Raw genomic sequence first — 25,549 nt, 5'->3', positions numbered from 1 at the left:
TTAAAAACAAATAGCGACTTATTGTGCATTCACATCATCAGTGCTACTATCAAAAGACAATGATTGCCTGTATTTAGTGCGCTCTACTATTAGGCTATAATTGTATCTAATAGAAGGTATGACAGCAGCATTACTTGACCATTTAGCACTATCCAGTTTTTTATCATAGATGGTTTGCTGTCTGATGTAGTCTGCTGATTATCTTTTTCGATTCCTTTTTTCTCTTTTATGTTTAGGTTACCTAACTTGTCCACCACTTTTATGTTTATACCTCGTTTGTGTCGTCCACGCGCTTGTCGTAAAGACGTCTCTGCTGAACCTCCCCCGACGATGCGCCATAACCCTCGCTTAGGCTTGGGCTTCAAGTCGTTGTCTCTGCTAACTGTACTGACAACTTTTATGTTGCCACAAGCGGTATGGGCGGCTGAGGGCTTAGCAGAACCGACTGCTGCCAGTGTACTGCTGCTCATATTGTTTGTGCTGATCGCTATTGGCATCTCGTTTATTTGCTCTCTGGCTGAATCTGTTTTGCTGAGCATGACGCCTTCATACATTGCAGATATTCAAGAAAACAATCCCAAAAAAGGCCAAATGCTTAAACAGCTAAAAGTTGACAATATCGATCAGTCGCTAGCAGCTATTTTGACCTTGAATACCGCCGCTCATACACTCGGATCTATTGGCGCTGGTGCACAGGCCACCATCGTATTTGGTAGTACGTGGTTTGGTGTCTTTTCGGCAATTATGACCTTGGCTATTTTGATATTCTCTGAAATTATTCCAAAAACTTTGGGAACGATGTATTGGCGCCGTTTAAGCGGCTTAGTTGCTTACTTTGTGCGCACGATAATTGTTGCACTCTACCCAGTCATTTGGTTTTCGGAGCGTCTGACTAAGCTACTGGTACGTGGTAAAGAGACCAATGTGTTTAGCCGTCGTGAGTTTGCCGCGCTTGCTAGTATTGGTGAAGAGTCTGGGCAAATCGACCCACTAGAATCTCGAATTATTCGCAATTTACTCGCATTTGGTGCTATTAAAGTCGAAGATATCATGACGCCGCGCTCGGTGATGCTTGCGTTTGAAGAAAATAAAACCGTGGCTGAATTGCTGGTTGATCGTCCTAAACTGACTTTTTCACGATTGCCGATTTATGATGGCGACTTGGACAACATTACGGGTTTTGTCTTAAAAACAGATATGTTGTTGGCGAAAGTCAATCATGCGATGCATAAGCCGTTGACCCAATTTAAACGCGACATCACCTTTGTATTTTCAAAGATGAAGTTATTTGATTTATTGGAGCTCATGCTAAAAAATCGTATTCATATCGCCATTACCGTGGGTGAGTACGGTGAAGTAAAAGGCTTGGTCACCTTAGAGGACGTGTTTGAAACGTTATTGGGTCTTGAAATTGTTGATGAGATAGACCGCGTTGAAGACATGCAGGCATTAGCACGGCAAATGATGGACAGACGCGTAGAGCGTTTGGGCATGAAACTGAGCGATGATGAGCAGTATGAAGACAGTAATACAGAGAGTAAGTTATAGCGTTGTCATTGATGCGCCATACATTGGGCTTCTGAGTCATGACAGTGCAGTTGACGTATGGTCAGTGCTGTAGGGTAATAAAGGTGTAAGGCGTTCATAGTAAAATGATATTCGCAATAATTACACAGGGTGTCACATGGCTGTGAGAATTGAGTGATAGGCTAAAATCACTAACAAAGTATGCTGTTAAAAGTTTTAAGCAAACGCGTTAATAAAAGGTTAGCGTCCAGCGGGGCGTTATATTTATCATATCTTTTTATATTGAACTGACCATAGCCGTCTATAATTAAATAGTAAATAGGTGCTAAACGTCAATTAATGCCAACGACAACAACGAAAACGGTATCGTTAAGGATTATCATGAAACGACTATGGGGAAAAGGGCTATTGGCTCTATTGCTAAAAAGTGCTGGCGCAACAGCAGTGGTTGCTGTGGCAAGCACCGTAAGCATCACTGCGCAAGCCGCGACCATGACCGAAGATTTGGTACAAAGCTATGCAGCAGCCATGAAGTCATCAGCGAATAATAAAAGCATCAATCAAGTCGCCGGTCTTGTCTCTGACGATGCGCTGATTTCATTATCAAGAAAAGGTAAGTCTACCAGCTTAGATAAAGATGCTTACTTGAAACTACTGCAAAACAGTTGGAATGATACGTCCAATTATCGTTACGATATTTCTGTAGATAACGTTGTCATCACTGGCAACCAAGCCAAGGCTAATGTTACGACCAATGAAAGCTGGGTAAAAGACGGTCGCAATGTGTCGTTTGTCACTACCTCGCGAGTGACTTTGACGTTGTCTACTGGCAATGCAGTTCTGCTACGCGCTGTATCACAAGTGGCTATTAATTAAGAATTTAGTACTTATAGTTAGTGCTTATAACCAGTAGTTATGGCTTAGCGTGCATGTTCAGCGCTGAGCTATAAAAAAGATGATAATTATTCAAAGCTATATTAGTTACCAGTTCGAACGTGCAATTTTTATGTACGTCTAGCATGTCGTCGTAACTTCTAGAGTAATCGCTGATTATTATCTTTTATATTAGGCTAGTCTTTGCTTAACATTGCATACTATACTAGCCATCAATATTATCTTATCAATTCTTGTCGTTAGGAAACTTCCAATACCATGTCTACTGTGCTCTCAAACTCTCGCTCATTTATTGCCTTACCATTGACACTTGCGGTAACGACTTTACTTATCAGTGCTTGTAGTAATACGTCAGCGGTAAAAAATAAGGGCATGACCAACAGCTCAGCTGTGGTTACCAAACGTCCTGCCAATCAAGTCGCTAACCCAAGCACTAATGCTGATTATTCAACGGCATTTTTGGATGCTGAAAGCTTAGATGAGCTTGCGGATTTGCTAGAAGCGACCGATATGACGATGGTTGAAGGCAATAAGCTTGCTATTCAACAATACGGGGACTTATGGAATCGCCTACGTGCGGGCTATCGCATGAATGGTGGTCAGCCTGTTTATAATCAGCGTATCGAAGGGCAGAAGGGTTGGTTTACCAGCAGACAGGACTATCTAAATCGCTTAACGGCGCGTGCCAGTCGCTATTTATACCATACCGTACGAGAAGCTGAGCGTCGTAATATTCCCACTGAGCTTGCGTTACTGCCCGTGATTGAGAGCTCCTATGATCCAAGTGGTACCAGTAGTGCTGCTGCCGCAGGTCTATGGCAGTTCATTCCGAGTACGGGTCGTATTTATGGTCTCAACCAAAGCAGTAGTTATGATGGCCGCCGTGATGTCATCGAATCAACGCGCGCTGCTTATGACTTTTTGACAGCTCTACATAATCAATTTGGTAGTTGGGAGCTGGCATTAGCCGCTTACAATGCTGGCCCTGGTCGTGTGCAAAAAGCAATCGATGCTAACGCAGCTCGCGGTTTGCCAACTGACTATTGGTCACTCAGATTACCGACTGAGACCATGAACTATGTACCGCGATTTTTGGCAGTGGCTGAAATTGTGGCCAAACCTGAGCAATATGGCGTTTATCTGCCCGCTATCGCAAACCGCCAGCATTTCCGTAGTGTGCCAGTGAACTATGGCGTTAGCTTAGCTGAAGTATCGCAAGTGACAGGCGTCAGTTACGACGAACTAGAAAGGCTGAATACTGCCCTGACGTCAGCCCGTGTGGATTCCTCAGGTCCGCAGCGTATTATCATTCCGAATGATGTGAGTCTCAATACTGATGCAAAATTAAGCTCGTTAAGAGGCAACGGTAGTAGCAATGTCATCGCTACCAGCAACACGAACCCTAATGCACCAACGACACCAAGCTACAATAGCAAGCCCTATACGGGAACGTCATTGCCTTCTACAGGCAGTGCGCTTGCGGATTATGCGGCGAGTGCCAGTGTGCCTCAGCAAACGACCAGTTATATTTCACCATCAGTCACGCCGACGAGCAGCTCTGTCTATAGCAACAATGCTGTGCGTACTGAGCCGCCTTTGACCACGGCAGAAACCAAAAAAATCAATGCGGAGCTCAAAAGTAGCAATAGTCTACCGACCACCTCTGCACAGATCACCCAAAACAATACTATCGTCCAAGAGCCACCGCTAAGCAAAGAAGAGCGCGACTTTATTGCCAATCAAATTCGAAGCAATACTGCTGAGACCAATGTCATCAATGCGGATGGTAATATCAATCTTTCCGCAGTACAGACACAGCAGTCTATTCTAGAAGCACGCGGTGAAGAGAAAAAGCTGAGTTTTCCAAAGACATCAGTCAGTAAGCCAAAACCGCAAGGCACACGTACCACTTATACGGTAAAACGTGGTGATACTTTATCAAATATCGCCAGTCGTGCTGATGTTAGCTGGCGTGATATCGCTGAATGGAATCAAATAGATGCCAGCGCTAAGCTATTGTCTGGCAGTACGTTATACTTGTATAGTGCCAAAACTATTGAGCCATTAAGCAGCAGTAGCGCCACCGTCGCAAGCCAGCCTGAGAGTTATGTGGTACAAGGTGGCGACACTCTAATTGGTACGGCTAACCGCTTTGGTTTGTCTGTGACACAGTTAGCAAGTTACAACAACCTAAGCAGCCGTGCTGACTTACTTAGAGGTCAAAAGTTGTGGTTGATACCAGGTAAGGTGACCGCTCCAGCAAGCACACCTGCTGCGCCATCGATTAAACCAAGTAAGTCGTCGACTGCGACCAAAAACTATAAAGTAAAAGCAGGTGATGGGCTAATTGCCCTAGCACGCCAATTTAACATCTCAACTGAAACCTTGGCGAGCCTTAATAACATTGGTACGACTGATTCACTGTATGTGGGTCAGACACTGAAAGTACCGGCCAGCGTTGACTTTAATTCTACTAGTAACAGCACTAGTGCCAGTAGTTCGACTAGCCGTGCAAGCTCTTCAGTATCAACGACCAACTATAAAGTAAAATCAGGTGATACCTTGATTGGCATTGCGAATAGTGTGGGGGTCAGTGCGGCAGAGTTGGCTGCGGTCAATAGCAGTTTTGATGCTAAGGCACGTCTACAACGCGGTCAAACGATTAAAGTCCCAGCGTCTAAAGAGTTGGTTGATCGTCAGTTGAATGATAAGTCGGTCAGTTATAAAGTGAAATCAGGAGATACCTTAACGGGTGTCGCTCAACGTTACAATATCGGTTTGGGTGATTTGGCAGCAGCCAATAATTTAAAAACCAACTCCAATTTGATATTGGGTCGCACCATTACCATTCCTGCTAGCGGTAGTGCTACTTCTACTAGCAGCAGTTCTGCCAGTACTACGGCTAGTACAGCAAGTAGTAATGGCAAAAAACTGGGCGACACTGAGAGCTATAAAGTGAAATCAGGCGATGGTTTAATCGCGCTGGCGCGTCAGTTTGGTGTTTCAGTCGAAGATTTGGCGGCGACCAATGATCTTGCGACCAATGCTCAGCTACAACGTGGACAAACCATCAAAGTGCCTAAAGTAACAGTCAGCTATACGGTTGGTTCAGGAGATAGCTTGATTGGTTTGGCTCGTAAATATGGCGTATCAACGCAAGAGCTGGCTGATATGAATAAAATAAAAGCCGACGCCATGCTACAGCGCGGTCAGCGTTTGACCGTTCCCAACCGTTGATTTTAAAGAAGCTCTAACCAAAAAAGCTGCTCTATATAAGAGCAGCTTTTTTTTGTCTATTTTAGGATGGGACAATGAACATAAATGGTTCAGGGATAAAACTATTGCTCAAGTTGTGCCATGACGTCAGCAGAGAAATTCACATTGCTATAAACTTCTTGTACGTCATCGATGTCTTCTAGCATATCAATCATTTTCATAACTTTTTCGGCATCATCCACATTGTCTATCTCAGCAGTGGTTGAGGGCGACATGGTCACTTCCGCATTGTCAGAGATGAGACCTGCAGCATTAAGTGCATCTTTGACTTGACCGAAAGTTTCCCATTCGGTGATGACCAGCAAGCTGTCGCCATCATTTTCGATATCAAGCGCACCAGCATCTAGGGCGACCAACATCACTTCGTCTTCTAGGCTTGTATCATTAAAAGTGATTTCACCGCGCTTAGTAAACAGATAGGCCACTGAGCCTGAGGTGCCAAGATTCCCCTCATTTTTGGTAAACGCGTGGCGTACTTCGCTGACGGTACGGTTGAGGTTGTCAGTCATGGTTTCGACCAGCACCGCCACACCGCCAACGCCATAACCTTCGTAGCTGACTTCTTCCATGTTTTCGTTATCACCGCCGCCCGTACCGCGATCGACAGCACGGTTGATCGTGTCGCGGGTCATATTGACTGATAATGCTTTTTCAATAACGGCGCGCAAGCGTGGGTTTTTGTCAGGGTCGGGGTCACCTTGCTTGGCAGCAGAAACAATTTCACGAATAATCTTGGTAAATACTTTACCTTTTACCGCATCTTGACGGGCTTTACGGTGTTTAATATTTGCCCATTTTGAATGGCCTGCCATATGACATCCTTAAATTTTTACGTGGTATTTATGGTGTGAATAAAAAGAGTATGAATGATGATTTTTGACACTTAACGAGCTATTTTTATTATATGATTGACCTGTTTTTCTAAGGTGATTGGCTTACTTACAAGTTAACAATTTGTATGTCGTTCGCAGTGCTTTTTTGCTACACTATTATTCTTTGTATTATGGCTACCTATATAACTGTCTATCAAACCTGATAATAGCTATTGGTAATCATAAGCTGTCGCGTATTATAAACCACTTTTGCGCATTTTGACCAATCTTAGCTTGTTCCTGCTAGCCTAAATCGTTCGGTTTTTTAAAACCATTGATCTTGTGACTCTATTGATTCTATGAAGCAACCAAATAACGAAGCTATTACTCACTTGCGTAACCGCATTCATATCATTGTCGAAGGCACAGATACCCGTATGGGTAAGCTTTTCGATGTCGTATTATTGATAGCGATTTTGACCAGTGTTGGTGTTGTGATGCTGGATAGTGTGTTATATATGCGTTTGCAATATGGTACGCTGTTTTTTTATGCAGAATGGTTTTTTACCATTTTATTTACCATTGAGTATGCTTTACGCTGGTTTTCAGCACCCAATCGTTTTCGTTATGCCTTTAGTTTTTTTGGGATAGTAGATTTATTATCCGTTCTACCCAGTTATTTAAGTCTATTGTTCGTGGGCGTACAGTACTTATTGGTCATACGTATTTTACGTATTTTGCGTATATTTCGCGTACTTAAACTTAAAGCCTATATGCAACAAGCGGGCTTCTTGGCCTCTGCACTTAGAACCAGTCAGCAAAAAATCACCGTGTTTTTCTTATCACTGGTTTTATTGGTAACGATTTTTGGATCGATTATTTATGTGGTAGAAGGTCCCGAAAACGGCTTTACCAGTATTCCGCTTTCTATTTATTGGGCGGTCGTTACCATGACCACGGTCGGTTATGGTGACATGTCACCTAAAACACCGTTAGGTCAAGCGATTGCGAGCATGGTCATGATTACGGGTTATTCGATCATTGCGGTACCAACGGGTATTTTTACCTCTGAGCTGGCTCGGAATATGCGCCCACAACTTAATCCGATCACTTGTCCGAATTGCGGAAAATTTGGGCATGCAGTCAGTGCCACTTTTTGTGATCGCTGCGGCCATGCATTGCACGTGTAATGCACACTCGTTTTTCTAATTAGGTTAACTAGTTGGTTATATATTGAGCAACCAGCGGTGACAGATCGATCTCGACACCCAAATTGACCAAGTTCCAATATTGTCCTGATACGGTACGATCCAGCATCATTGTAGTAGCTGAAGGTTGAAATTGACCGAAGTATTTTAATGATGTGCGCATTTGGCTGATCGCTTCATGATGAACTTGACTACTGCTAAAATCAAAAATGCCTTCTTGATAAGGTGCAATTGATAGTGGCTTCAAACCAATTGCCAGCCACTTCTCATAAAACTCACCTGGCACATTTTTGTTATCCTCACGGCGAATGTCAAGAGCGATTAAGTCTTGCTCAAGTGCGGTGACATCGCCTTTGACGGCATGTTGCGCAAAGCGGCGAAACAATTGAACCTCACTATGGCTATAGCTGCGAATACCGCCAAAGTCGTAAGCCACGACACTGCCATCATGACGAAAAGCAAAATTGCCGGGATGGGGATCGCAGTGCATGCGGTATAAGCCAAACAGTTGACCCGCGGTAAAGTGAAAGAGTCGTTCGGCGATCTTCTGTTTGATATCATTGTCCCACGTCGCTGCGACTGCCAGCGTTTCTCCCATCTCCTCCGTCAACGTTAAAACCCGTCTGGTAGAGTGGCTATTAATGACTTTAGGAATAATAAGTCCCTCATCATCAGTATGAAAAGCACCGAAGACCTGTAGGTTGTGGGCTTCTTTGACATAGTCCAACTCATCGTGCAAGCTTTGGCGAATCTCGTTAAAGAGTTGCTCTTGCAATTGCTTGCTCATATTTAAAACACCAGCGATTTTCAGCGCCATACGAACTTGTTTAAGATCACTATCACAGTTTTCATCAACATCAGGATACTGTACTTTGACAACAACTTTTTGCCCCGAAGGTAAAATAGCTCTATGAACTTGTCCAATGGAAGCGGCGGCAAATGGTGTTTCTTCAAACATAGTAAATAGCTGGGCGACCGGGGCTTTGAGCTCACGTTCGATTTGTGCCCGTATCTGCGCATAAGGCATGGGCGGCGCATCTTTTTGCAACTTTTCTAACGCTTTCGCAACTTCAGGCGGAAACACGTCTTTGTATTGCGAGGCAATTTGTCCTACTTTCATCACCGCGCCTTTCATTTCACCAAGCGTTTCGGCTATTTGAATACCCACATCTTGCATCAATTCTGAGCGTGCCTGCAGACGTTTCTCTTCGTCACTTGAGAGGTGCTTCAATGAGTTTTTAGCTGCTTTTCCGGCAATACTTGCTGTCATTCCAGCCAGTTTCATAAAGCGTTTTCCGGACGATTTTGCCATTCATATCACCATGTAGGGGTTTATTTACCAAACCATAATTTTATTATTTTGAGTAAGTAATTGCTGTTTGACTAATGTGCCAAAGATAAAGTTGTTTTGCGCAAATGAGTTTTTTCTTTCTATATAATTTTCATAATACATGTGACCAACTTTACTATAAATATTGACGATAATACATCAATCGGTCAGGTTTATTGCATACATGTTATTTAACCAATAATCCAACGCCATTTGGTAGCCTCTGTGGCCTAAGCCGCAAATAACACCGACTGCAATATCGCTCAAATAAGAATGCTGTCGGAAGGTCTCACGGGCGTGCACATTAGATAAATGTACCTCGATAAATGGCTTTTGAGTGGCTAATAGCGCATCGCGTAGTGCAACTGAGGTGTGAGTAAATGCAGCAGGATTGATTATTATGGCATCTATCTGTTTTGTCTTGTCTGCCAGCAATCCATGATGCTGAATACTGTCCACCAGCTCACCTTCGTGGTTTGACTGTATACAAATCAGCTCAACACCGTAATTTTCTGCGCGCTTAATTAAGTGCTGCTCAATATCTGCCAGCGTCGTGTGACCATAAATCTCCGGCTCACGCTTGCCCAATAAATTAAGATTGACGCCATTAATCAGTAACAGTTTTCGAGTTAATGTCGTTTTCTTTGATTGGTCAGCGTGATCTACTGGTGCTGCTGATTGAGAAGAGGTGGTCATAATGCTCTCTATCGATGTTGAAGGTTATAGATGATTAACGAATTATTGGTAAATAACAAGAATTGGTAGAGAGAATTTTGAGCAATACAACCAACCTTATTTCATTATAATAACAGCTTGCCAGCAAGGTTATAAAAAAATTACATGAAAAATCAACCTAAGTTTTAAAAACCATGTTAAAAGTCTTTATGTTGCTAAAAACCCGTGCTATGATATTTTTTAAGCAAACTATATTGCGAGTTTGTTACTATTGCTCTAATATCATCAACACGAGCTTTATATAAGCTGTCTAACGTAAGTTATAGTGAATATAAAAGCTATTTTGGTATTAGTAAAAGGTAATGGCGAAACACTGCAATCTACAGGGTTCAGCTAAGTATATATTCAGACGATAGTGTTTAACGTAGTAAGGTTTAATTCTGATTTCACAATCTTAGACCCCGTTTATATGCAATGTTGCAAAGGAATTTGGGGCTAAGCGACTTTTTTAGGAAGTAAATTATGTCAGCTCGTGAGCAAGGTATCGTAAAGTGGTTTAATGACTCAAAAGGCTTTGGTTTCATTCAACGTGATAGCGGAGAAGATATTTTTGTCCATTTTCGTGCGATCCAAGGTGATGGTTATCGCTCTCTAAAAGATGGCGAAAAAGTTGAATTCAGCGTTGTCGAAGGTGATAAAGGCCTTCAAGCTGAAGAAGTCAGAAAAACAGAAGAGTAGTCGAGACAGTCATTAGCGCAGTTTAGTTGCAATGTCTGGATAAACTACTGATATACTACTGAGTCAAGCCCGTCTTATCTTACCTATGTTGATTTTAATTCATCATTATGGGTGAGGGTAGGCATCGGGTTTGGCTTTTTTATGCTTACCAATGCATGATTTTTATCGTTATTGGTAGCGATATACAGCGAGGCTAAGGCTTAGCATAAGCTTGTCACTGATTGAAAAATACAAGCAATTCATATAAAAGGATGATTTTTTGAGTAACTTCACAACGTTTACTGATTTACCACTCTCTGCACCGACCTTACGCGCGGTAAGTGATTTAGGTTTTACTGAATTGACCCCTATTCAAGCGCAGATATTACCGCACACCTTGGCAAATCAAGATGCTATCGGACAGGCACAAACTGGTACTGGTAAGACGGCAACGTTTTTGTTAACTATTATGGAAGCATTACTCAAGCGTCCTTTTACCAATGATGAAGAGCGCTATTTAGGTGAGCCACGTGCAGTGATCATGGCACCGACCCGTGAGCTTGCACAGCAGATATTTGACGATTGTATTGCTCTGACCAAATATACTTCGCTACACAGTGTTTGTATTATGGGTGGCACAAATTATGAAACCCAGCAGCACGAGCTTGACCGTCAATATGTTGATATTTTGGTGGCGACACCTGGTCGTCTGATTGATCTGGCCAATAAAGGCATGGTCTATTTGGATCGAGTAGAAGTGCTGGTATTAGACGAAGCAGATCGCATGCTGGATATGGGTTTTATTCCAGATATCAAGCGCTTGGTCGGTCGGATGCCTTCTAACACCGATCGCCAAAGTTTATTATTCTCTGCCACTTTCAATCAAGATGTGATGAACTTGGCGTATCGTTGGTTACATGAGCCGCAATTTGTTGAAATTGAGCCTGAGCATAAAACCAGTGAATTGGTCGATCAACACTTTTATCTATTAACAGAAGATCAAAAATTAGAAGCTTTGCAGCGTATTATCAGTGATGCCGCTGTCGATAAAGTCATTGTCTTTGCTAATCGCAAAGACCAAGTGAAGCGTCTCTATCACAAGTTGCGTCAAGGACACAAAATCGTGATGTTGTCAGGCGATGTCATTCAGCAAAAACGCGAAAAATACTTGCAGCGTTTTAAAGATGGTCATGCTTCTATCTTGGTTGCCACCGATGTCGCAGGGCGTGGTATTCATGTGGATGATATTAGCCACGTGGTCAATTATACCTTACCTGATCAGCCAGATGACTACGTACACCGCATTGGTCGTACGGGCCGTGCTGGACAGACTGGTATCAGTATTAGCTTCGTTAGCGAAGATGATGCTTTTAACTTGCCTGCGTTAGAGAAGCACTTAGATACCAAGTTTACGCTTGAGCAATGGCAGGAGTAATTGGTCTAACTTAGGTTTTATCTTGCTAGCTTTGTATGAATGAAAAAAGCCCTTAACGTCATGATTGATGTTAAGGGCTTTTTTTGATCATGACTTTTGATTCTTTATTCAGCAGATTCTATCATCGCTTCATGATGATTTTGCATATCTGTTTCGCTGGTCATACTGTCCATATCGTGCATGCTATGATTCATGGTGTCATCCATAGCGGGTGTCATGTCATGATTCATTTGACTCATATCATGATGGGCATTGGTATCTGCATCAGTCGTCGTCGCAGAATGGCTGCCATGATTCATCGATCCATCCATGGGCATGTCCATCATTTGTGAATCATTCATCTGCATATGATCGCCATGCATATTGGACATATCATGCCCACCATGCATATTTGCCATGACTAAGGGCACGACAATGACGGCCATACCTGACACTACCATCAGTGCGCCATTCATCTGGCGTAGACGAAAGCGTCCAATTTTGTCGCGTAGCCAGCCAACGGTTTCGTGTGTCGCAACCAGCATTGGTACTGTACCCAGACCAAAGACGAACATCAATGCTGCACCGCTTAATGGGTCATGGGCAACCACTGCAATCAGTAGAGCGCCGTAAACCAAACCGCAAGGCAAAAACCCCCACAACAGACCGGCGGCTAATGCTCGTGGAAAGGTGTTTAAAGGAAACACTTTTTGACGCAGTGGACTGAGATACTGCCAAAAACGCATACCATAGCGCTCAAGTTTGGTCAAAAATGGCGCGCCAAGCATGGTCACACCAACAAAAACCAGCACGAGGCCTAATAAGATACGCGGCATATTATTGCCTCGCATCAATGGCTCTAGTACGGTCGTACCAATCAGACCTGCGACCAAACCCAATAGCGCGTAGCTGCTAAGACGCCCTAAATGATAGGTGGCCACAAGAGCGCGGCGTTTGGCGGGGCTAACGTCTTTCATAGACAGACCAAAAGCTGTCACCAAACCGCCGCACATACCTAAACAATGCGGTGAACCAAAAAATCCCATTAGTAATGCCGCAACGAGTAAAGCTGTGGTCATGGGGTACTTCTCCTAAAAATGGCGAAAGGTGAGCCTACTTTTATAGTTGGTCACTGAAAAAAATGAACAGCAAGGCGTGCAAAGGCAAAATGTTTTTAAAGCTATGTTTTGGGTGTGCTATCAATATCAGCAGGCGCAATCGCCGTGATATCAGTATGAGCTGATTGGTCATTGACAGCATCATCCACTGGGATGGTACTGTCAATTTGCGTACTTGGTGCTGACGGCTCATGAGCTTGCATGGTTTGTCGACGTTCTTGACGATCATCTAATATAATGCGTTGTGAAGCATTGTCTAAGTCTTCAAATTGGTTTGATTTGACCGCATAACGCACTGCCCAGATGGCGACCACAAACAGCATTAAACTTAGTGGAATTAACAAAAATATACTGAGCATGGCAAACCTCTTGAATAGCAGTTTCTGACATTATAATACACTTGTCATCAGTGTAATGGATGACTTGTAGAGGTAAAAGTGATGTAGCGAATCATTGGAAAATATAAGTCACGGAAACCAACCATGGCATGAACCAATTATTGACGTTATTGCACAGGCGTTTTTGCGGCATTACCTCTGGGTGTCAATAGCTGTTCGGACGTCACGTCATTCGCATGGCGACAGTCTATCTGCGGACGTATCACATCTCGCAAGTAGGCCGCGATTTCGTAAACGGCACGCCGTGAGTGACTCAGGTTTTGTGCTGGTTTCATCCAATCACGCCTGACGGGTAATGGTGCCTCGATGGGCGTGCTATTGATACCATTTAGAGCAAATTGTCTGCGGGCACGTGCCATATGGTAGCCATCAGTAATGAGATAAACATGATGTAGCGGAATGCGCTTAGCCGTAAAGCGGGCATTTTCGCACGTATTCATACTGGCGTTTTCGCTTATCAGACCATCGATGCCATGCTCGATGAGCCATTGACCGAGCCAAGGTGCTTCGGCACCACTGAGAACAATAGGCAAGGGTAAATCATGATAAGCAGTGGCAGCGGTACGAGCACGATTGAGACTGTAGTTATTGAGGATAATTTGGTTATTGTGATCATTGGTTAGACCACCACCCAGCACCACATAAGCGGTAGGTGGAGAACTATTTGCGACCGATGGCATGCTGGGCAATGGCAAAAGCATAAATACATAAATGACCGCTTGCGAAAATAGCGGAGTGAATAGGCTAATGAGCACTAAAATGACAGAGGTTGAGCCGAGCAAAAAGGTGACGTTAATGATGCGAAACAGCTTCACCATACGTTCGGCTGATCGCAAATAGTATCGCCATAATCGCTTAGATAATAGCCGCTTAGACCACATGCTCATCATACCCAATGGAGCCGTCTACATTTATCCAAACAGGCTCACGCGATAACTGAATGGCAAATTTTTCATATACGGTAGCAGCGATATAGTGCTGAGCTGTCGCGACATCATCTTGGGTTGCTTGATAAGGGGTGTGATTGGTCAGCACCAGTGCCTGCTGCTGATGGGTGACAATAGGGGCGATACCGCCACCTTTTAAACCAGCCTGTTCAATCAACCAACCGGCGGCAACCTTTACCATTGCCTCGGGCATAGGGTAGCCAACGATAGCAGGATAAGTCTGTTGTAGGGCAGTAAACTGTGCTTGAGGAATAATAGGATTCTGAAAAAAACTGCCACAATTAGGCAGCTGCTTAGGATCAGGGAGTTTTTGCTGACGAATATCGATGATCGCTTGCATGACGTCGGCGGGAGTGGGTTGCTCACGATGTTGCTGTTCAGCATAGCGCTGCGCCACTGTGTACACATCGCCATAATTAGCTAGGATTCTACTGGCATCGGTATGCAATCTAAAGCCAACGCGGCTGATCAACCATGTATTGAGCGTGCGCTTAAAAATACTATCGCGATAGCCAAATTGGCAGTCTGTTAGCGATAGACGATGCCACGTTTGAGTTGGCAAATGATAAGCTCGGACGTATTGTAAACAGTCCTCTAGTTGGACACCGTAAGCGCCGATGTTTTGTACTGGTGCAGCGCCCGTTAGACCAGGTATCAGTGCCAGATTTTCTAATCCATACCAGCCTTGCTCAACGGTATGAACCACTAAATCATGCCAGTTCTCACCCGCCATCACTTCAATATCAACATAATCGTCAGTTTGAGTAGTCAGATGAATACCACGCATCTGTGGCTGTAATACCGTCGCCGTTAACTGCGCGGGCAATAACACGTTGCTACCGCCAGATAAGACGAATAACGATGGCTTATGCCCAGAATTATTGACATAGCTTGTCATAAAAACGTCTAGCTGCGCCTCGTCTGTCAAGGTCACGACAGCGTCAGCGACACAGGCCAACGCCATAGTATTACCATGCGACAAATCGACCGCCTGAGCACTGAATAAGTCAATCGGTAACTCAGTTGATACAGGGTGTTGGTCGCGGGATTTAAGATGCACAGCTGAGGTCATAACATAGCCTATGGGGCAAATAAACAAAAAATGATGCGGTGTTTATTATAAAGGATACAGTCTATAAAAGTAGCATAAATATGGACGGTATCGCTAGCAAGTCTTCCAACTTTCGATCCAAGCCTGTGCGCTTGACTCAATCCGTTCAATCACTTCTTCAAAGGCATCGCTATCGCCTTTATAAGGGTCTGGCACGTCATCGCCGCCATAAGTAGGGTCTTCTTCACTGAATAACGCCAACTTTGCTAAATTGTCATCTGTATCCGATAGACTGTCTTTAATGGCTTGTAGGTCGGCTAAATTTTGCGTGTCCATTGCCAGTATTAACTCAAAATTACGAAAGTCATCAGCACTTACTTGGCGGGCAACCAGTTTGTTGATTTTGTAACCGTATGCTTTTGCATGGCGCTGTGCACGCTCATCTGGCGCATGGCCAATATGCCAGTCGCCAGTGCCTGCTGAATCTACCTTGATCGATAAGCCTGCAATCGCCGCTTGCTGACGAAAAACTTCCTCAGCAGTTGGTGACCGGCAAATATTCCCTAAACAAACCAATAATACGGACGATGGGGTACAAGTTTTCATCAGCATAATATGACCTTTTCTTACAACAAAAAAAACATGCCATAAAAAACCGGCATTGATGATGCGGTTTATGAGCATGCTATCTAGTAGATAAATAAGTAATCAGCGTAACGCTTAATACCTTGAATGGCAAGGGTAGAAGCTAAACAATAGGGTCACGCAAGTGATTATCTCTAAAAGCAGCTCAGCTTTTAGAGATAGATTGATTTATTAACGTTAGTATAGTCAATTTAATTTGAAAGTGGTACAAGGCAACCGAGTGTAGAGGTATAGGTCATACTTCAAGCGGGGTTAACGCTGTCACACTTTTATAGTGGATTTGACTATAGCTGTTAGTCTTGTTTGTTCTTAAAGCGTTGTATATCGCGGCGCTCTTTCTTATTGGGTTTGTTATCAGGGCGGGCAAGGTTGGCAAGTTTGCGCTGCTCAGCATAATAAGCACGGCGCTCTTCGCTCTCTTCAGTCTCTGAATACAATACTTGCGCGGCAATTGCATTACCACGTTGCGCTGTTAGCGATTCGACAATGACGGTTTTTTCAGTCATTGCAGTGGCTGAGCCTTGGCGAATACTCAATTCATCTCCAACGGCAATCTCTTTGCTGGTCTTTACACGACTACCTGCATAATGTACCCGTCCGCTCTCGATGGCTTCTTTGGCAAGGGTACGGGTGCGATAAAAACGCGCTGACCATAACCATTTATCAAGACGCATACGCACAGCATCAGGTTGGCTATGGCTGGGTTGATTGTGGTTTTTATTGTGTTTACTCATCAAAACCTCATAGATATCAATAAAGTAAGATAATAATGGTGCTTTTTTTGCCAATTGAAAGAGCAGAAAGCTATTAAAATATGTAAAAGTAGATTTTCATCGCCAATAGTGCTGAGCATGGAAGCTTCGACTTAGCCATTGATGGAACATGCATAGCAGTCTCTCAATTTATGCTGTGTATAAAATCATTTACACCATTGTTTCTCACAGGGTATGCCATCATGGTTGCCATCCATTTTTGTGTTGGGACAGTGGTTGGAGAAGTAAGTTGCTTCTGCACAGGATGTCATCTGGGAACAATGTTTTCTACCGTCACACGAAAAGCTTGCCACGGTTGTTTGTGACGCTAATACTGGATTTACCCCTGAAACTGATGATGAAGTTGCCTCTAAATCGACATAGGTTGGTGGTATATCATCGAAGGCAGTAGATGTGAAAGCACCATTAGCAGAACGGTCGGCCATAACTTCAGGGGTAGGAGTGTTCATGGCGTCTTTAGGTTGAAGCATCCTATAACCCACAAGTGCTAAAACGAGCAATATAACGGTTATTAATATTTTCTTAATCATCGCTCAGTACCTGTTTATAACCGCTACTTTGTTTGATAACCGCTACATTATAATCACTACAAGTTAATGATTTCTACAAACGAACAACCTCTACGAATGCATTAATGGCCATTTTTTAATCCATTAAAAAACGGCCATGCTAGAGAATGGCTTATCGCTATTCTGTTTATTTCAAAAACAGTTGATAGCCGATATTGTCGGTAATAGTCGTACAGTCATAGCCGATATCAAGTAGGGCGTCTTGTAATAAACGTGAATTACTTTCAGAGGCTTGCAGACCAACCAACACACGACCTTCAGCAGCACCATGATTGCGGTAATGGAACAAGGTAATATTAAAATCATCGCCCAGCTTTTCTAAGAAAGTAAGCAACGCCCCAGGACGTTCAGGAAAGGCAATCTTTAACAGTTGCTCATTTTCGACATGTGCGTGACCACCAATCAAATGACGGATATGTGATTTGGCAATATCATCATCGGTTAGGTCATGCGCGGTATAACCATCGTCTGCCAACTGATTGCTGATGGTTTTGCGTTCTTTATCCCCTTCTTTTAGGGCGATACCGACGAATATCGCCGCAGGTTCCATCGAGTCTGGGGATTTTTTGCTATCGGCACGGTAGTTAAACTCAGTGATATTACGTCCATGTAGGCTACGGCAAAAGTTTAAGAACGCCCCAGTTTGCTCAGGAATCGTTACGGCAAAAATGGCTTCTTTTTTCTCACCAATTTCAGTACGCTCAGCGATATAACGCAAGCGATCAAAATTCATATTGGCGCCGCAAATGATACCGACGCAGTTTTTACCTTGTAGATTATGAGCTTCAATGTATTTTTTCATGCCAGCAACAGACAGTGCACCGGCGGGTTCAACGATGCTACGGTTTTCTTCAAAAATGTCTTTGACGGCAGCACAGACTTCATCATTACTACAAGTAACGACCTCAGGTTCGACCACAGGACCTGAGTTATCGCTTTTTTGAGTACGTACTACCTCAAAAGGCAACTCGCCAATTTGGGCAACGGCCACACCATCGACGAAGAGTCCTACTTGCTCAAGTTTCACGCGTTCATTCGCTTCGAGTGCGGCTTTTAAGCAGGCTGATTGTTCCGCTTCTACGGCGATGACTTTGACATGCGGCGCCACTTCTCCTAAGAATGCGGCGACACCTGAGATGAGACCCCCACCGCCAACCGCGACGAAGACGTAATCCATATTACGCCACTGTTGGGTCAGCTCAAGTCCAATGGTGCCTTGTCCGGCGATGACCAGCTCATCATCGTAAGGTGGAATAAAGGTTAGGCCCTCACGCTCAGCACGATCAATCGCATAGCGGTTGGCTTGGTCAAAGCTATCACCATGTAAGTCGACATTCCCGCCAAGTGCTCTCACCGCATCCACTTTGATATCGGGTGTGGTGGTCGGCATGACAATGATGTTGTTAAGCGATAATTTGCGCGCAGAGTAGGCAACCCCTTGTGCATGGTTGCCCGCTGAAGCACAAATGACACCGCGCGCTTTTTGCTCATCGCTCAATTGGCTGATGCGGTTATAAGCACCGCGCAATTTAAAGGATTTGACCGGTTGTAAATCTTCGCGTTTAAAACGAATATCATTAGCAAAACGTTGGGTCAGCTTGGGTGCCGCTTCTAGTGGCGTTTGAATAGCAACGTCATAAACGGTGGCTTGCAAGATGGCTCGTACCCAGTGTGACAGCATAATGATTCCTAAAAAAGTGAATATAAAAACGAAATAGATTAGCCTATGCTGATTTTAACTATCTTGCAAGACACAATTGCAGTTTTTGCATGATTTAAAAGTTTGATGAAAGATGAGGTTGGTTGTCTATAAATATTTTATTAAAAAACATTGAATTATTTCCATATGTCTATATTATTGGACATATGGAAATAACCAATGCTATCGCAAGCTTTGCTGCGCTCTCTCAAGATACTCGTCTTAAGGCTTTTAGGTTGCTTGTTAGTCAAGAGCCTGAAGGTCTGCCTGCGGGTGAAATAGCCCGTCAATTGTCAGTGCCCCATAACACCATGTCAGCGCACCTATCGGTGCTGGCACGAGCGGGGTGGGTGGTCTCTCAGCGGCACAGCCGGCAGATAATCTATCGCGCCTCGCTGTCGCATATGGAAGCTGTTGTGCAGTTCCTATTGCAAGATTGTTGTGCAGGACATCCAGAATTATGCGCATCACTTATGAGCAGTTTAAACGGATGTGAAAGCGATATATCTGACAATAAAGACAGTCATTTAAACTAATACCAAGCCAAACCCACTTAATAAATTACATTGATAAAATAGGTGAAATTGCTATGACATCCTTAATTTTTCACAATCCAAAATGCGGTACTTCTCGTAATACGTTAGCCATCATGAAGGCATCTGGTGAGCATCCAGAAGTCGTGGAATACCTAAAAACTCCACCAGCTCGTGAATACTTAGTAGAGCTGTTGGCAAAGATGAACATCTCCCCAAGAGAGTTATTACGAAGTAAGGAAGCCATTAATGATGAGTTGGGATTAGATAATCCTGAGCTATCTGATGATCAGATTATCGATGCCATGATTGCGCATCCTATTTTAATCAACCGTCCTATTGTGCTCACCAGTAAGGGCGCAGCGCTATGCCGACCATCCGAGCGAGTGTTTGAATTATTAGAAAATCCAGTCAGTAGCTTTACTAAAGAAGATGGAGAGGTTCTACATCATGGTTAAGGTTAATACAGGGCAACCTGACGTAGATGACTTGTCTAATCTAAGTGACTTATATAATCTAAGTGACTTGCCCAATATTGATTCACTCAATATACAACCTATTGATATTGAGTCATTAGTTAGTACAAACGACCCACGACACCCACCCAAGATACTGGTGCTATACGGTTCATTACGTGAGCGCTCTTTCTCTAGACTGGCGGCTGAAGAGGCTAGCCGTCTACTGCGTTGGTATGGCTGCGAGGTGCGGATTTTTAATCCATCGGGTTTGCCGTTGCCTGATGATGCTGATAGCAATCACCCTAAAGTACAAGAATTACGCGAGCTGGCGCAGTGGTCAGAAGGCATGCTGTGGGTCAGTCCAGAGCGTCATGGCAGCATTACTAGTATTATGAAAGCACAAATCGATTGGATTCCATTGTCACTGGGTGGCGTACGTCCGACCCAAGGTAAGACCTTAGCCGTGATGCAAGTCAGCGGTGGCAGCCAAAGCTTTAATACAGTCAATCAATTGCGTATTCTTGGGCGTTGGATGCGGATGATTACTATCCCCAATCAATCATCTATTCCTAAAGCCTTTTTAGAATTTAACGACGATAATCGTATGGATAAGTCGCCCTTATATCTGCGTCTTGTGGATGTCTGCGAAGAGTTGGTGAAGTTCACTTGGCTCACTCGTGGGCGTTCAGCCTATCTGACTGATCGCTATTCAGAACGGGTTGAAAACGCTGAAGCAGTGTCGCAACGTGTCAATCAAAAATCGATCTAATCTCTTATATAGTCACAACACCCTAAAAACGCTACGGCACTGCTGATATTAATTTTTCTTGCTTGCTGTGCCTGCGCAGACAGAGGCTACAAAAAATTGATGTCAGCAGTGCATGATGTATCGATATTGCTTTTCACTGACTATACAATTAATACGCTGTAAATAAGGTTGCTCCATGCTCGCACTCATTATTTTTATCGTGACTTTGGTTTTGGTGATATGGCAGCCTAAAGGATTGGGCATTGGTTGGAGCGCGATGGGCGGTGCCTTGGTCGCCTTGGCTTTCGGCGTGGTGCAGTTATCCGATGTCGGTGTGGTATGGGACATCGTTTGGGATGCGACTTTTACCTTTGTGGCGCTTATTATTATCTCGCTTATCTTAGATAAAGCAGGATTTTTTGGTTGGGCGGCTCTACATGTAGCCCGACTTGGTAAGGGGCAAGGGCGGTTGTTGTTTCCCATGATTGTGATATTGGGCGCGTTTATTTCAGCTTTTTTTGCCAATGACGGGGCGGCATTGCTACTGACTCCGATTGTCATTGCTATTCTGCTACGTCTTAAGTTCTCACCGCCATCCGCTTTGGCTTTTATCATCGCGACTGGCTTTATTGCTGATACTGCCAGCCTGCCTTTAATTACGTCTAATTTGGTCAATATCGTCAGCGCCAATTATTTTGATATTGGCTTTGGACGTTATGCGGCGGTCATGGTGCCGGTAAACATCGTCTCTGTCATCGCGACATTAGCAGTGCTATGGGTGGTATATGCTCGTCAAATCCCAAAACACTATGCCATTGTCAATCTTAGCGCGCCAATGTCTGCTATCGAAGATCCGTTAGTTTTTAGAGCGGCTTTTCCGCTATTGGCATTATTACTGGTTGCTTATTTTGCAACGGAGTCCTTGGGATTGCCTATTTCACTCGTCACCGGAGTCGCCGCGCTACTACTAATGGCTATCGCAGGTCGCTGGTGGCAAGGTGGTCGAGGTGCCGTTATTTCTGTGTCTAACATTGTACGTAAAGCGCCTTGGCAAATCGTATTGTTTTCAATCGGTATGTACTTGGTGGTTTATGGTTTGGGTAATGCAGGGTTAACCGCTTACGGTGCTCACGTTTTAACTTGGTTAGGGCAGCAAGGTAATCTGATAGCAACATTAGGGACTGGGTTTCTTTCCGCCATTGTGGCTTCAGTCATGAACAATATGCCATCTACTCTCGTAGGCGCATTAGCGATTGATAGCGCGCAAGTACCTGCCTCTACTCGTGAGTTGATGATTTATGCCAATGTGATTGGCAATGACTTGGGTCCAAAATTTACGCCTATTGGAAGTCTGGCAACCTTATTGTGGCTGCATGTATTGGCAGAGAAAGACTATAAAATCAGCTGGGGGCAGTATATGAAGATCGGGCTAATTATTACACCGCCAGTATTATTAGCCACGCTGCTAGCCTTGGTATTTTGGTTGCCACATTTATCTCGATTGTAAAAGATTGACGTGATATCTTGCTATCAGAACGGGCTATACGCTGACATCCATTAAAGTCATCGGTTATAATAGCCGCGCATTTTACCTCTTTTGCCATTTACTTTTTTGAAACGATACGTTTATTTTACCAAGGATTTATGATGAGTGATCAGCAAGCACAGAAGCAAGCCGCCGCCAAAGCAGCGCTAAGCTATATCGAAGACGGTATGATACTTGGGGTAGGCACAGGCAGTACGGTCAACTGTTTGATTGAGCTCTTGCCGCAGTTAAAGCTTGCTGGCGCGGTTGCTAGCTCACAAGTGACTGAAGATAAGCTTCGTGCGCTTGGCATTGAAATAGTCGATTTGAACTTTGCTGGTACGCTAGATGTTTATATTGATGGTGCTGATGAAGTCAATGAACACTTGCAATTGATCAAAGGTGGCGGCGGGGCACTCACGCGTGAAAAAATCGTCGCGGCGGCATCTAATAAATTTATATGTATGGTTGATGAGAGTAAGAGTGTCGAAATACTAGGCCGCGCGTTCCCAGTACCGATCGAAGTATTACCACAAGCACGCTCGTATGTGGCGCGGCAGCTAGCTCGTCTGGGCGGCGATCCTGTTTACCGTGATGATTTTGTCACCGATTATGGCAATGTGATTTTAGATACGTATGACTTAGATGTGAGCAATCCAATAGCGCTTGAGAAAGAGCTGAATAATATCGTTGGTGTGGTCTGTAATGGTATCTTTGCCGCCAACCAAGCCGATGTGTTGTTAAAAGCGGGTAGTAATGGGGTTATGACGCTCACGCGTTAATCTACTTCAAACCACTGTTACTGATACAAATAAAAAAGCCCTCCATATTTGGACGGCTTTTTTATTTGGGAGTTTGTTAATGCGTTATACTGCTCTCTTTTTATAAAGTAGGTTATGCAGGCAACTTAATCTTATCTTTTAGCAAAAATTCCATCAATGCTTTTTGGGCATGTAAGCGGTTTTCGGCTTCGTCCCAAACGACAGAGCGGGGATCATTTAGCATATCATGGGAAATCTCTTCGCCGCGATGGGCTGGCAAGCAGTGCATAAACACCACTTCAGGATCAGCTTTGTCCAATAGAGAAGGTGTTACTTGATAAGGCGCGAAACGACGCGCGCGCGTGTTTTGCTCTGACTCTTGCCCCATACTTGCCCACACGTCGGTGACGATTAAATTGGCGTCTTTTGCCGCATCTTGCACGTTTTCTACTAGACTGACGCAATGTGAGAAGCGCTCCATGAGTTTTGGATCAGGCTCAAACCCATAAGGTGCTGCGACACGTAACTCAAAGCCAAACTGATTGGCAGCTTGCATAAATGATGAGCACATATTGTTGCCATCACCAACCCATGTCACGATTTTGTTTTCGATACTGCCGCGATGCTCATAGTAGGTCTGCATATCTGCCAGTAATTGGCAGGGATGATAATCATCGGTCAACGCATTGATAATAGGAACACTTGAGTATTCAGCAAACGTCTCAACTTTTTCGTGTCCAAAGGTACGAATCATGATGATATCAACCATGCTAGAGATAACACGTGCTGAATCTTCTAACGGCTCACCGCGACCGAGCTGTGTGTCGTTCGGTGATAAAAATATGGCATTGCCACCAAATTGACCCATGCCCGTCTCAAACGAGATACGGGTACGAGTCGATGACTTTTCAAATATCATGCCAAGCGTACGACCAACAAAAGGCTGGTATATCTCGCCTGCGTGTTGCATCTTACGCAGCTCGCTTGCACGTTTGATTAGGTTTTCTAGTTCTTGTTTGGTTAAATCAGATAAGGTTAAAAAATGGCGCAAACTCATAGTAATCCTAGCAGTCGATCGCAGTCAGTGAAACGTCATCAGTGTTCAATAGCATCGCGTCAGTGCGTGTTCAGTGCGTATACTGGGTTGACAACAAACTTTTAGTATAGCGTATTTACTTTCAATGTAAACGGGCAATTTTATCAAGAGTAAATGGCTCACTAAATACGTCAAACAGAGTAGTCAGCTATCAAATCCTGATAGGTTTCGATGACTACGCCAGTACACGGTTTGGACGTATGCTGAGGCGACACAGTAGCTCGTAGCTAATCGTGCCCGCATGCCCTGCGACTTCATCGACGCGCGGCACATCGCCCCAAAGCATTACTTTGCTATCTATGGCTAGACTCTCGGGTGCGCTACTGATATCAACGACTATCATATCCATTGCCACACGCCCAATTACAGGGCAACGGTAGCTTCGATTGCTGCTAGCATCAATGACAGTGACATAAGCGTCGCCTGTGATCACACGCGGATAGCCATCTCCATAGCCTACACTCACTAATGCCGTTCTAGTGTCTTGCTTGGCTTGCCAGCGACTACCATAACCGATAGCATCATTGGCACTGACAGTCTGTAGCGCAATGATTTGAGCACTAAAATCCATCGCTGCTTGCAAGTTTAATTCCTGTGCGCTTTGGTCAGTAACAGGTGAGCTACCATATAAGATGATGCCTGGACGTACCCAATCATAATGGTGCTCTGGAAAATTAACGATACCAGCAGAATTGCACAATGAGCCTTTGATATCTGGGCTAATAGTACTTTGTAAAGTCGATAATACGTCTGAGAAACGCTGAATTTGCATCGCATTTAATGGGTGGTCACGGTCATCAGCATTGGCAAAATGCGTGGTTAGTATCAGCTGATATCCCGCTTCATGCAGACGCTTAGCCGCCAACAGCACGCCCTCGGCATTAAAGCCCAAGCGGTTCATACCCGTATTGTATTTAAGCCAAACCACTCTAGTCGCACTATTGGCTGGAGGAATGTTTTGTAGCGCCCATTCCAATTGTGGCCCGTGGTGAATCACGCAGCTTATATCTTGCTCAATGGCCATCTGCCACTCATCGGCGGTAAACGCACCTTCTACCAATCCTATGGTTTTATCCCACCCTAATTTTCTGGCTTCTAGCGCTTCAGTTAAGGTGGCGACACCGATGCCATCTGCTTGCTGTAATGCTGGCAAGACTGCCGCAACGCCGTGTCCGTAAGCGTTTGATTTGACCATAGCCAACACTTTAGACTGCGGTGCTCGTTGTTTTACTTGATTGAGGTTATGGGTAATGGCTTTTGGTTTTATAGTAATGGTGCGCATAATCGCCTTCTTTATGAGTAGAATTATGAAGTTATAAAGCCAGTACGGCATCAATTGGCTAATGCAGCACTGGCTATTTTCTAAAAAATTATT

At 44.1% G+C, this 25,549-nt stretch carries 24 protein-coding genes; 11 read left to right on the top strand and 13 right to left on the bottom strand.

Annotated features, from left to right (window positions below):
* Positions 1-261: 261 nt before the first annotated feature.
* The 3 genes from ACMFL8_RS08155 (at position 262) to ACMFL8_RS08145 (ending at position 5,658) form a co-directional block, all read left to right on the top strand.
* A complete protein-coding gene (locus tag ACMFL8_RS08155; RefSeq protein WP_227676131.1) occupies positions 262-1,548 on the top strand; it encodes a CNNM domain-containing protein in 1,287 nt (428 codons plus the stop codon).
* A 360-nt stretch (positions 1,549-1,908) separates the two neighbouring features.
* The gene (locus ACMFL8_RS08150) at positions 1,909-2,403 is read left to right on the top strand and encodes a hypothetical protein (RefSeq protein WP_189581670.1); all 495 of its coding nucleotides are present in this window, start codon (positions 1,909-1,911) and stop codon (positions 2,401-2,403) included.
* 276 nt (positions 2,404-2,679) lie between these two features.
* On the top strand, positions 2,680-5,658 hold the full coding sequence (locus ACMFL8_RS08145) for a LysM peptidoglycan-binding domain-containing protein (protein ID WP_413190647.1): 2,979 nt from the start codon (positions 2,680-2,682) through the stop codon (positions 5,656-5,658).
* Positions 5,659-5,759: 101 nt separating this feature from the next.
* Here ACMFL8_RS08145 and ACMFL8_RS08140 read toward each other — a convergent pair whose 3' ends face one another.
* Positions 5,760-6,509: a YebC/PmpR family DNA-binding transcriptional regulator gene (locus ACMFL8_RS08140; protein WP_194618640.1), complete on the bottom strand. Its 750-nt coding sequence runs from the start codon at positions 6,507-6,509 to the stop codon at positions 5,760-5,762.
* Between the two features lie 359 nt (positions 6,510-6,868).
* Between ACMFL8_RS08140 and ACMFL8_RS08135 the strand changes: the two genes are divergently transcribed.
* A complete protein-coding gene (locus tag ACMFL8_RS08135) occupies positions 6,869-7,699 on the top strand; it encodes an ion transporter (RefSeq protein ID WP_010198359.1) in 831 nt (276 codons plus the stop codon).
* Positions 7,700-7,727: 28 nt separating this feature from the next.
* Here the strand turns inward: ACMFL8_RS08135 and ACMFL8_RS08130 are convergent, their stop codons facing one another.
* Entirely contained in the window at positions 7,728-9,029 is a 1,302-nt protein-coding gene (locus tag ACMFL8_RS08130; protein ID WP_413190646.1) for an ABC1 kinase family protein, read from the bottom strand.
* A gap of 177 nt (positions 9,030-9,206) precedes the next feature.
* Positions 9,207-9,743 carry a type II 3-dehydroquinate dehydratase gene (gene aroQ, locus ACMFL8_RS08125; protein WP_413190645.1) on the bottom strand — a complete coding sequence of 179 codons (537 nt, stop codon included), beginning with the start codon at positions 9,741-9,743 and terminating at the stop codon, positions 9,207-9,209.
* A 501-nt stretch (positions 9,744-10,244) separates the two neighbouring features.
* Here aroQ and ACMFL8_RS08120 point away from each other — a divergent pair.
* Together ACMFL8_RS08120 and ACMFL8_RS08115 are read left to right on the top strand one after the other, a co-directional pair.
* Complete coding sequence (locus ACMFL8_RS08120) at positions 10,245-10,460, top strand: cold-shock protein (RefSeq protein WP_010198374.1); 216 nt, start codon at positions 10,245-10,247, stop codon at positions 10,458-10,460.
* Between the two features lie 259 nt (positions 10,461-10,719).
* Positions 10,720-11,874 (top strand): DEAD/DEAH box helicase, encoded by a 1,155-nt coding sequence (locus tag ACMFL8_RS08115; protein WP_194618637.1) that lies wholly within the window; start codon positions 10,720-10,722, stop codon positions 11,872-11,874.
* Between the two features lie 104 nt (positions 11,875-11,978).
* On the opposite strand, the gene ACMFL8_RS08110 is transcribed toward ACMFL8_RS08115, so the two are convergent.
* From ACMFL8_RS08110 to ilvA, 8 genes are all read right to left on the bottom strand, one after another.
* Positions 11,979-12,932 carry a sulfite exporter TauE/SafE family protein gene (locus ACMFL8_RS08110; RefSeq protein ID WP_413190644.1) on the bottom strand — a complete coding sequence of 318 codons (954 nt, stop codon included), beginning with the start codon at positions 12,930-12,932 and terminating at the stop codon, positions 11,979-11,981.
* A gap of 101 nt (positions 12,933-13,033) precedes the next feature.
* Positions 13,034-13,330 carry a cbb3-type cytochrome oxidase assembly protein CcoS gene (ccoS, locus tag ACMFL8_RS08105; protein ID WP_189581694.1) on the bottom strand — a complete coding sequence of 99 codons (297 nt, stop codon included), beginning with the start codon at positions 13,328-13,330 and terminating at the stop codon, positions 13,034-13,036.
* A 146-nt stretch (positions 13,331-13,476) separates the two neighbouring features.
* Positions 13,477-14,205, bottom strand: coding sequence for a YdcF family protein (locus ACMFL8_RS08100; protein ID WP_413190643.1), 729 nt, complete (start codon positions 14,203-14,205; stop codon positions 13,477-13,479).
* A 34-nt stretch (positions 14,206-14,239) separates the two neighbouring features.
* On the bottom strand, positions 14,240-15,388 hold the full coding sequence (gene murB / locus ACMFL8_RS08095) for a UDP-N-acetylmuramate dehydrogenase (RefSeq protein ID WP_413190642.1): 1,149 nt from the start codon (positions 15,386-15,388) through the stop codon (positions 14,240-14,242).
* Between the two features lie 93 nt (positions 15,389-15,481).
* Positions 15,482-15,979: a low molecular weight protein-tyrosine-phosphatase gene (locus ACMFL8_RS08090; protein WP_189581700.1), complete on the bottom strand. Its 498-nt coding sequence runs from the start codon at positions 15,977-15,979 to the stop codon at positions 15,482-15,484.
* Between the two features lie 326 nt (positions 15,980-16,305).
* Positions 16,306-16,746: an RNA-binding S4 domain-containing protein gene (locus ACMFL8_RS08085; RefSeq protein ID WP_189581703.1), complete on the bottom strand. Its 441-nt coding sequence runs from the start codon at positions 16,744-16,746 to the stop codon at positions 16,306-16,308.
* A 185-nt stretch (positions 16,747-16,931) separates the two neighbouring features.
* The gene (locus tag ACMFL8_RS08080; RefSeq protein ID WP_413190641.1) at positions 16,932-17,315 is read right to left on the bottom strand and encodes an excalibur calcium-binding domain-containing protein; all 384 of its coding nucleotides are present in this window, start codon (positions 17,313-17,315) and stop codon (positions 16,932-16,934) included.
* A gap of 166 nt (positions 17,316-17,481) precedes the next feature.
* A complete protein-coding gene (ilvA, locus tag ACMFL8_RS08075) occupies positions 17,482-19,035 on the bottom strand; it encodes a threonine ammonia-lyase, biosynthetic (RefSeq protein ID WP_010198415.1) in 1,554 nt (517 codons plus the stop codon).
* Between the two features lie 185 nt (positions 19,036-19,220).
* On the opposite strand from ilvA, the gene ACMFL8_RS08070 reads away from it, so the two are divergent.
* From ACMFL8_RS08070 to rpiA, 5 genes are all read left to right on the top strand, one after another.
* Positions 19,221-19,589: an ArsR/SmtB family transcription factor gene (locus ACMFL8_RS08070; RefSeq protein WP_201593547.1), complete on the top strand. Its 369-nt coding sequence runs from the start codon at positions 19,221-19,223 to the stop codon at positions 19,587-19,589.
* Positions 19,590-19,642: 53 nt separating this feature from the next.
* A complete protein-coding gene (arsC, locus tag ACMFL8_RS08065) occupies positions 19,643-20,044 on the top strand; it encodes an arsenate reductase (glutaredoxin) (protein ID WP_201593548.1) in 402 nt (133 codons plus the stop codon).
* Positions 20,037-20,813 (top strand): arsenical resistance protein ArsH, encoded by a 777-nt coding sequence (arsH, locus tag ACMFL8_RS08060; protein WP_413190640.1) that lies wholly within the window; start codon positions 20,037-20,039, stop codon positions 20,811-20,813. The genes arsC and arsH overlap by 8 nt, the downstream gene beginning before the upstream one ends.
* 175 nt (positions 20,814-20,988) lie before the next feature.
* On the top strand, positions 20,989-22,299 hold the full coding sequence (locus ACMFL8_RS08055) for an arsenic transporter (RefSeq protein ID WP_413190639.1): 1,311 nt from the start codon (positions 20,989-20,991) through the stop codon (positions 22,297-22,299).
* A 140-nt stretch (positions 22,300-22,439) separates the two neighbouring features.
* Positions 22,440-23,099, top strand: a complete 660-nt coding sequence (gene rpiA, locus ACMFL8_RS08050) for a ribose-5-phosphate isomerase RpiA (RefSeq protein ID WP_413190638.1) — start codon at positions 22,440-22,442, stop codon at positions 23,097-23,099.
* A 112-nt stretch (positions 23,100-23,211) separates the two neighbouring features.
* On the opposite strand, the gene argF is transcribed toward rpiA, so the two are convergent.
* Entirely contained in the window at positions 23,212-24,135 is a 924-nt protein-coding gene (gene argF / locus ACMFL8_RS08045) for an ornithine carbamoyltransferase (protein ID WP_413190637.1), read from the bottom strand.
* Between the two features lie 214 nt (positions 24,136-24,349).
* Entirely contained in the window at positions 24,350-25,456 is a 1,107-nt protein-coding gene (alr, locus tag ACMFL8_RS08040) for an alanine racemase (protein WP_413190636.1), read from the bottom strand.
* Positions 25,457-25,549 lie beyond the last annotated feature (93 nt).

Source organism: Psychrobacter sp. AT9, assembly GCF_047272965.1.
In the GTDB taxonomy this organism is placed as follows: domain Bacteria; phylum Pseudomonadota; class Gammaproteobacteria; order Pseudomonadales; family Moraxellaceae; genus Psychrobacter; species Psychrobacter glaciei.
Note: the sequence above shows the minus strand (reverse complement) of the source record. Positions and strands in the feature narration are given on the sequence as shown.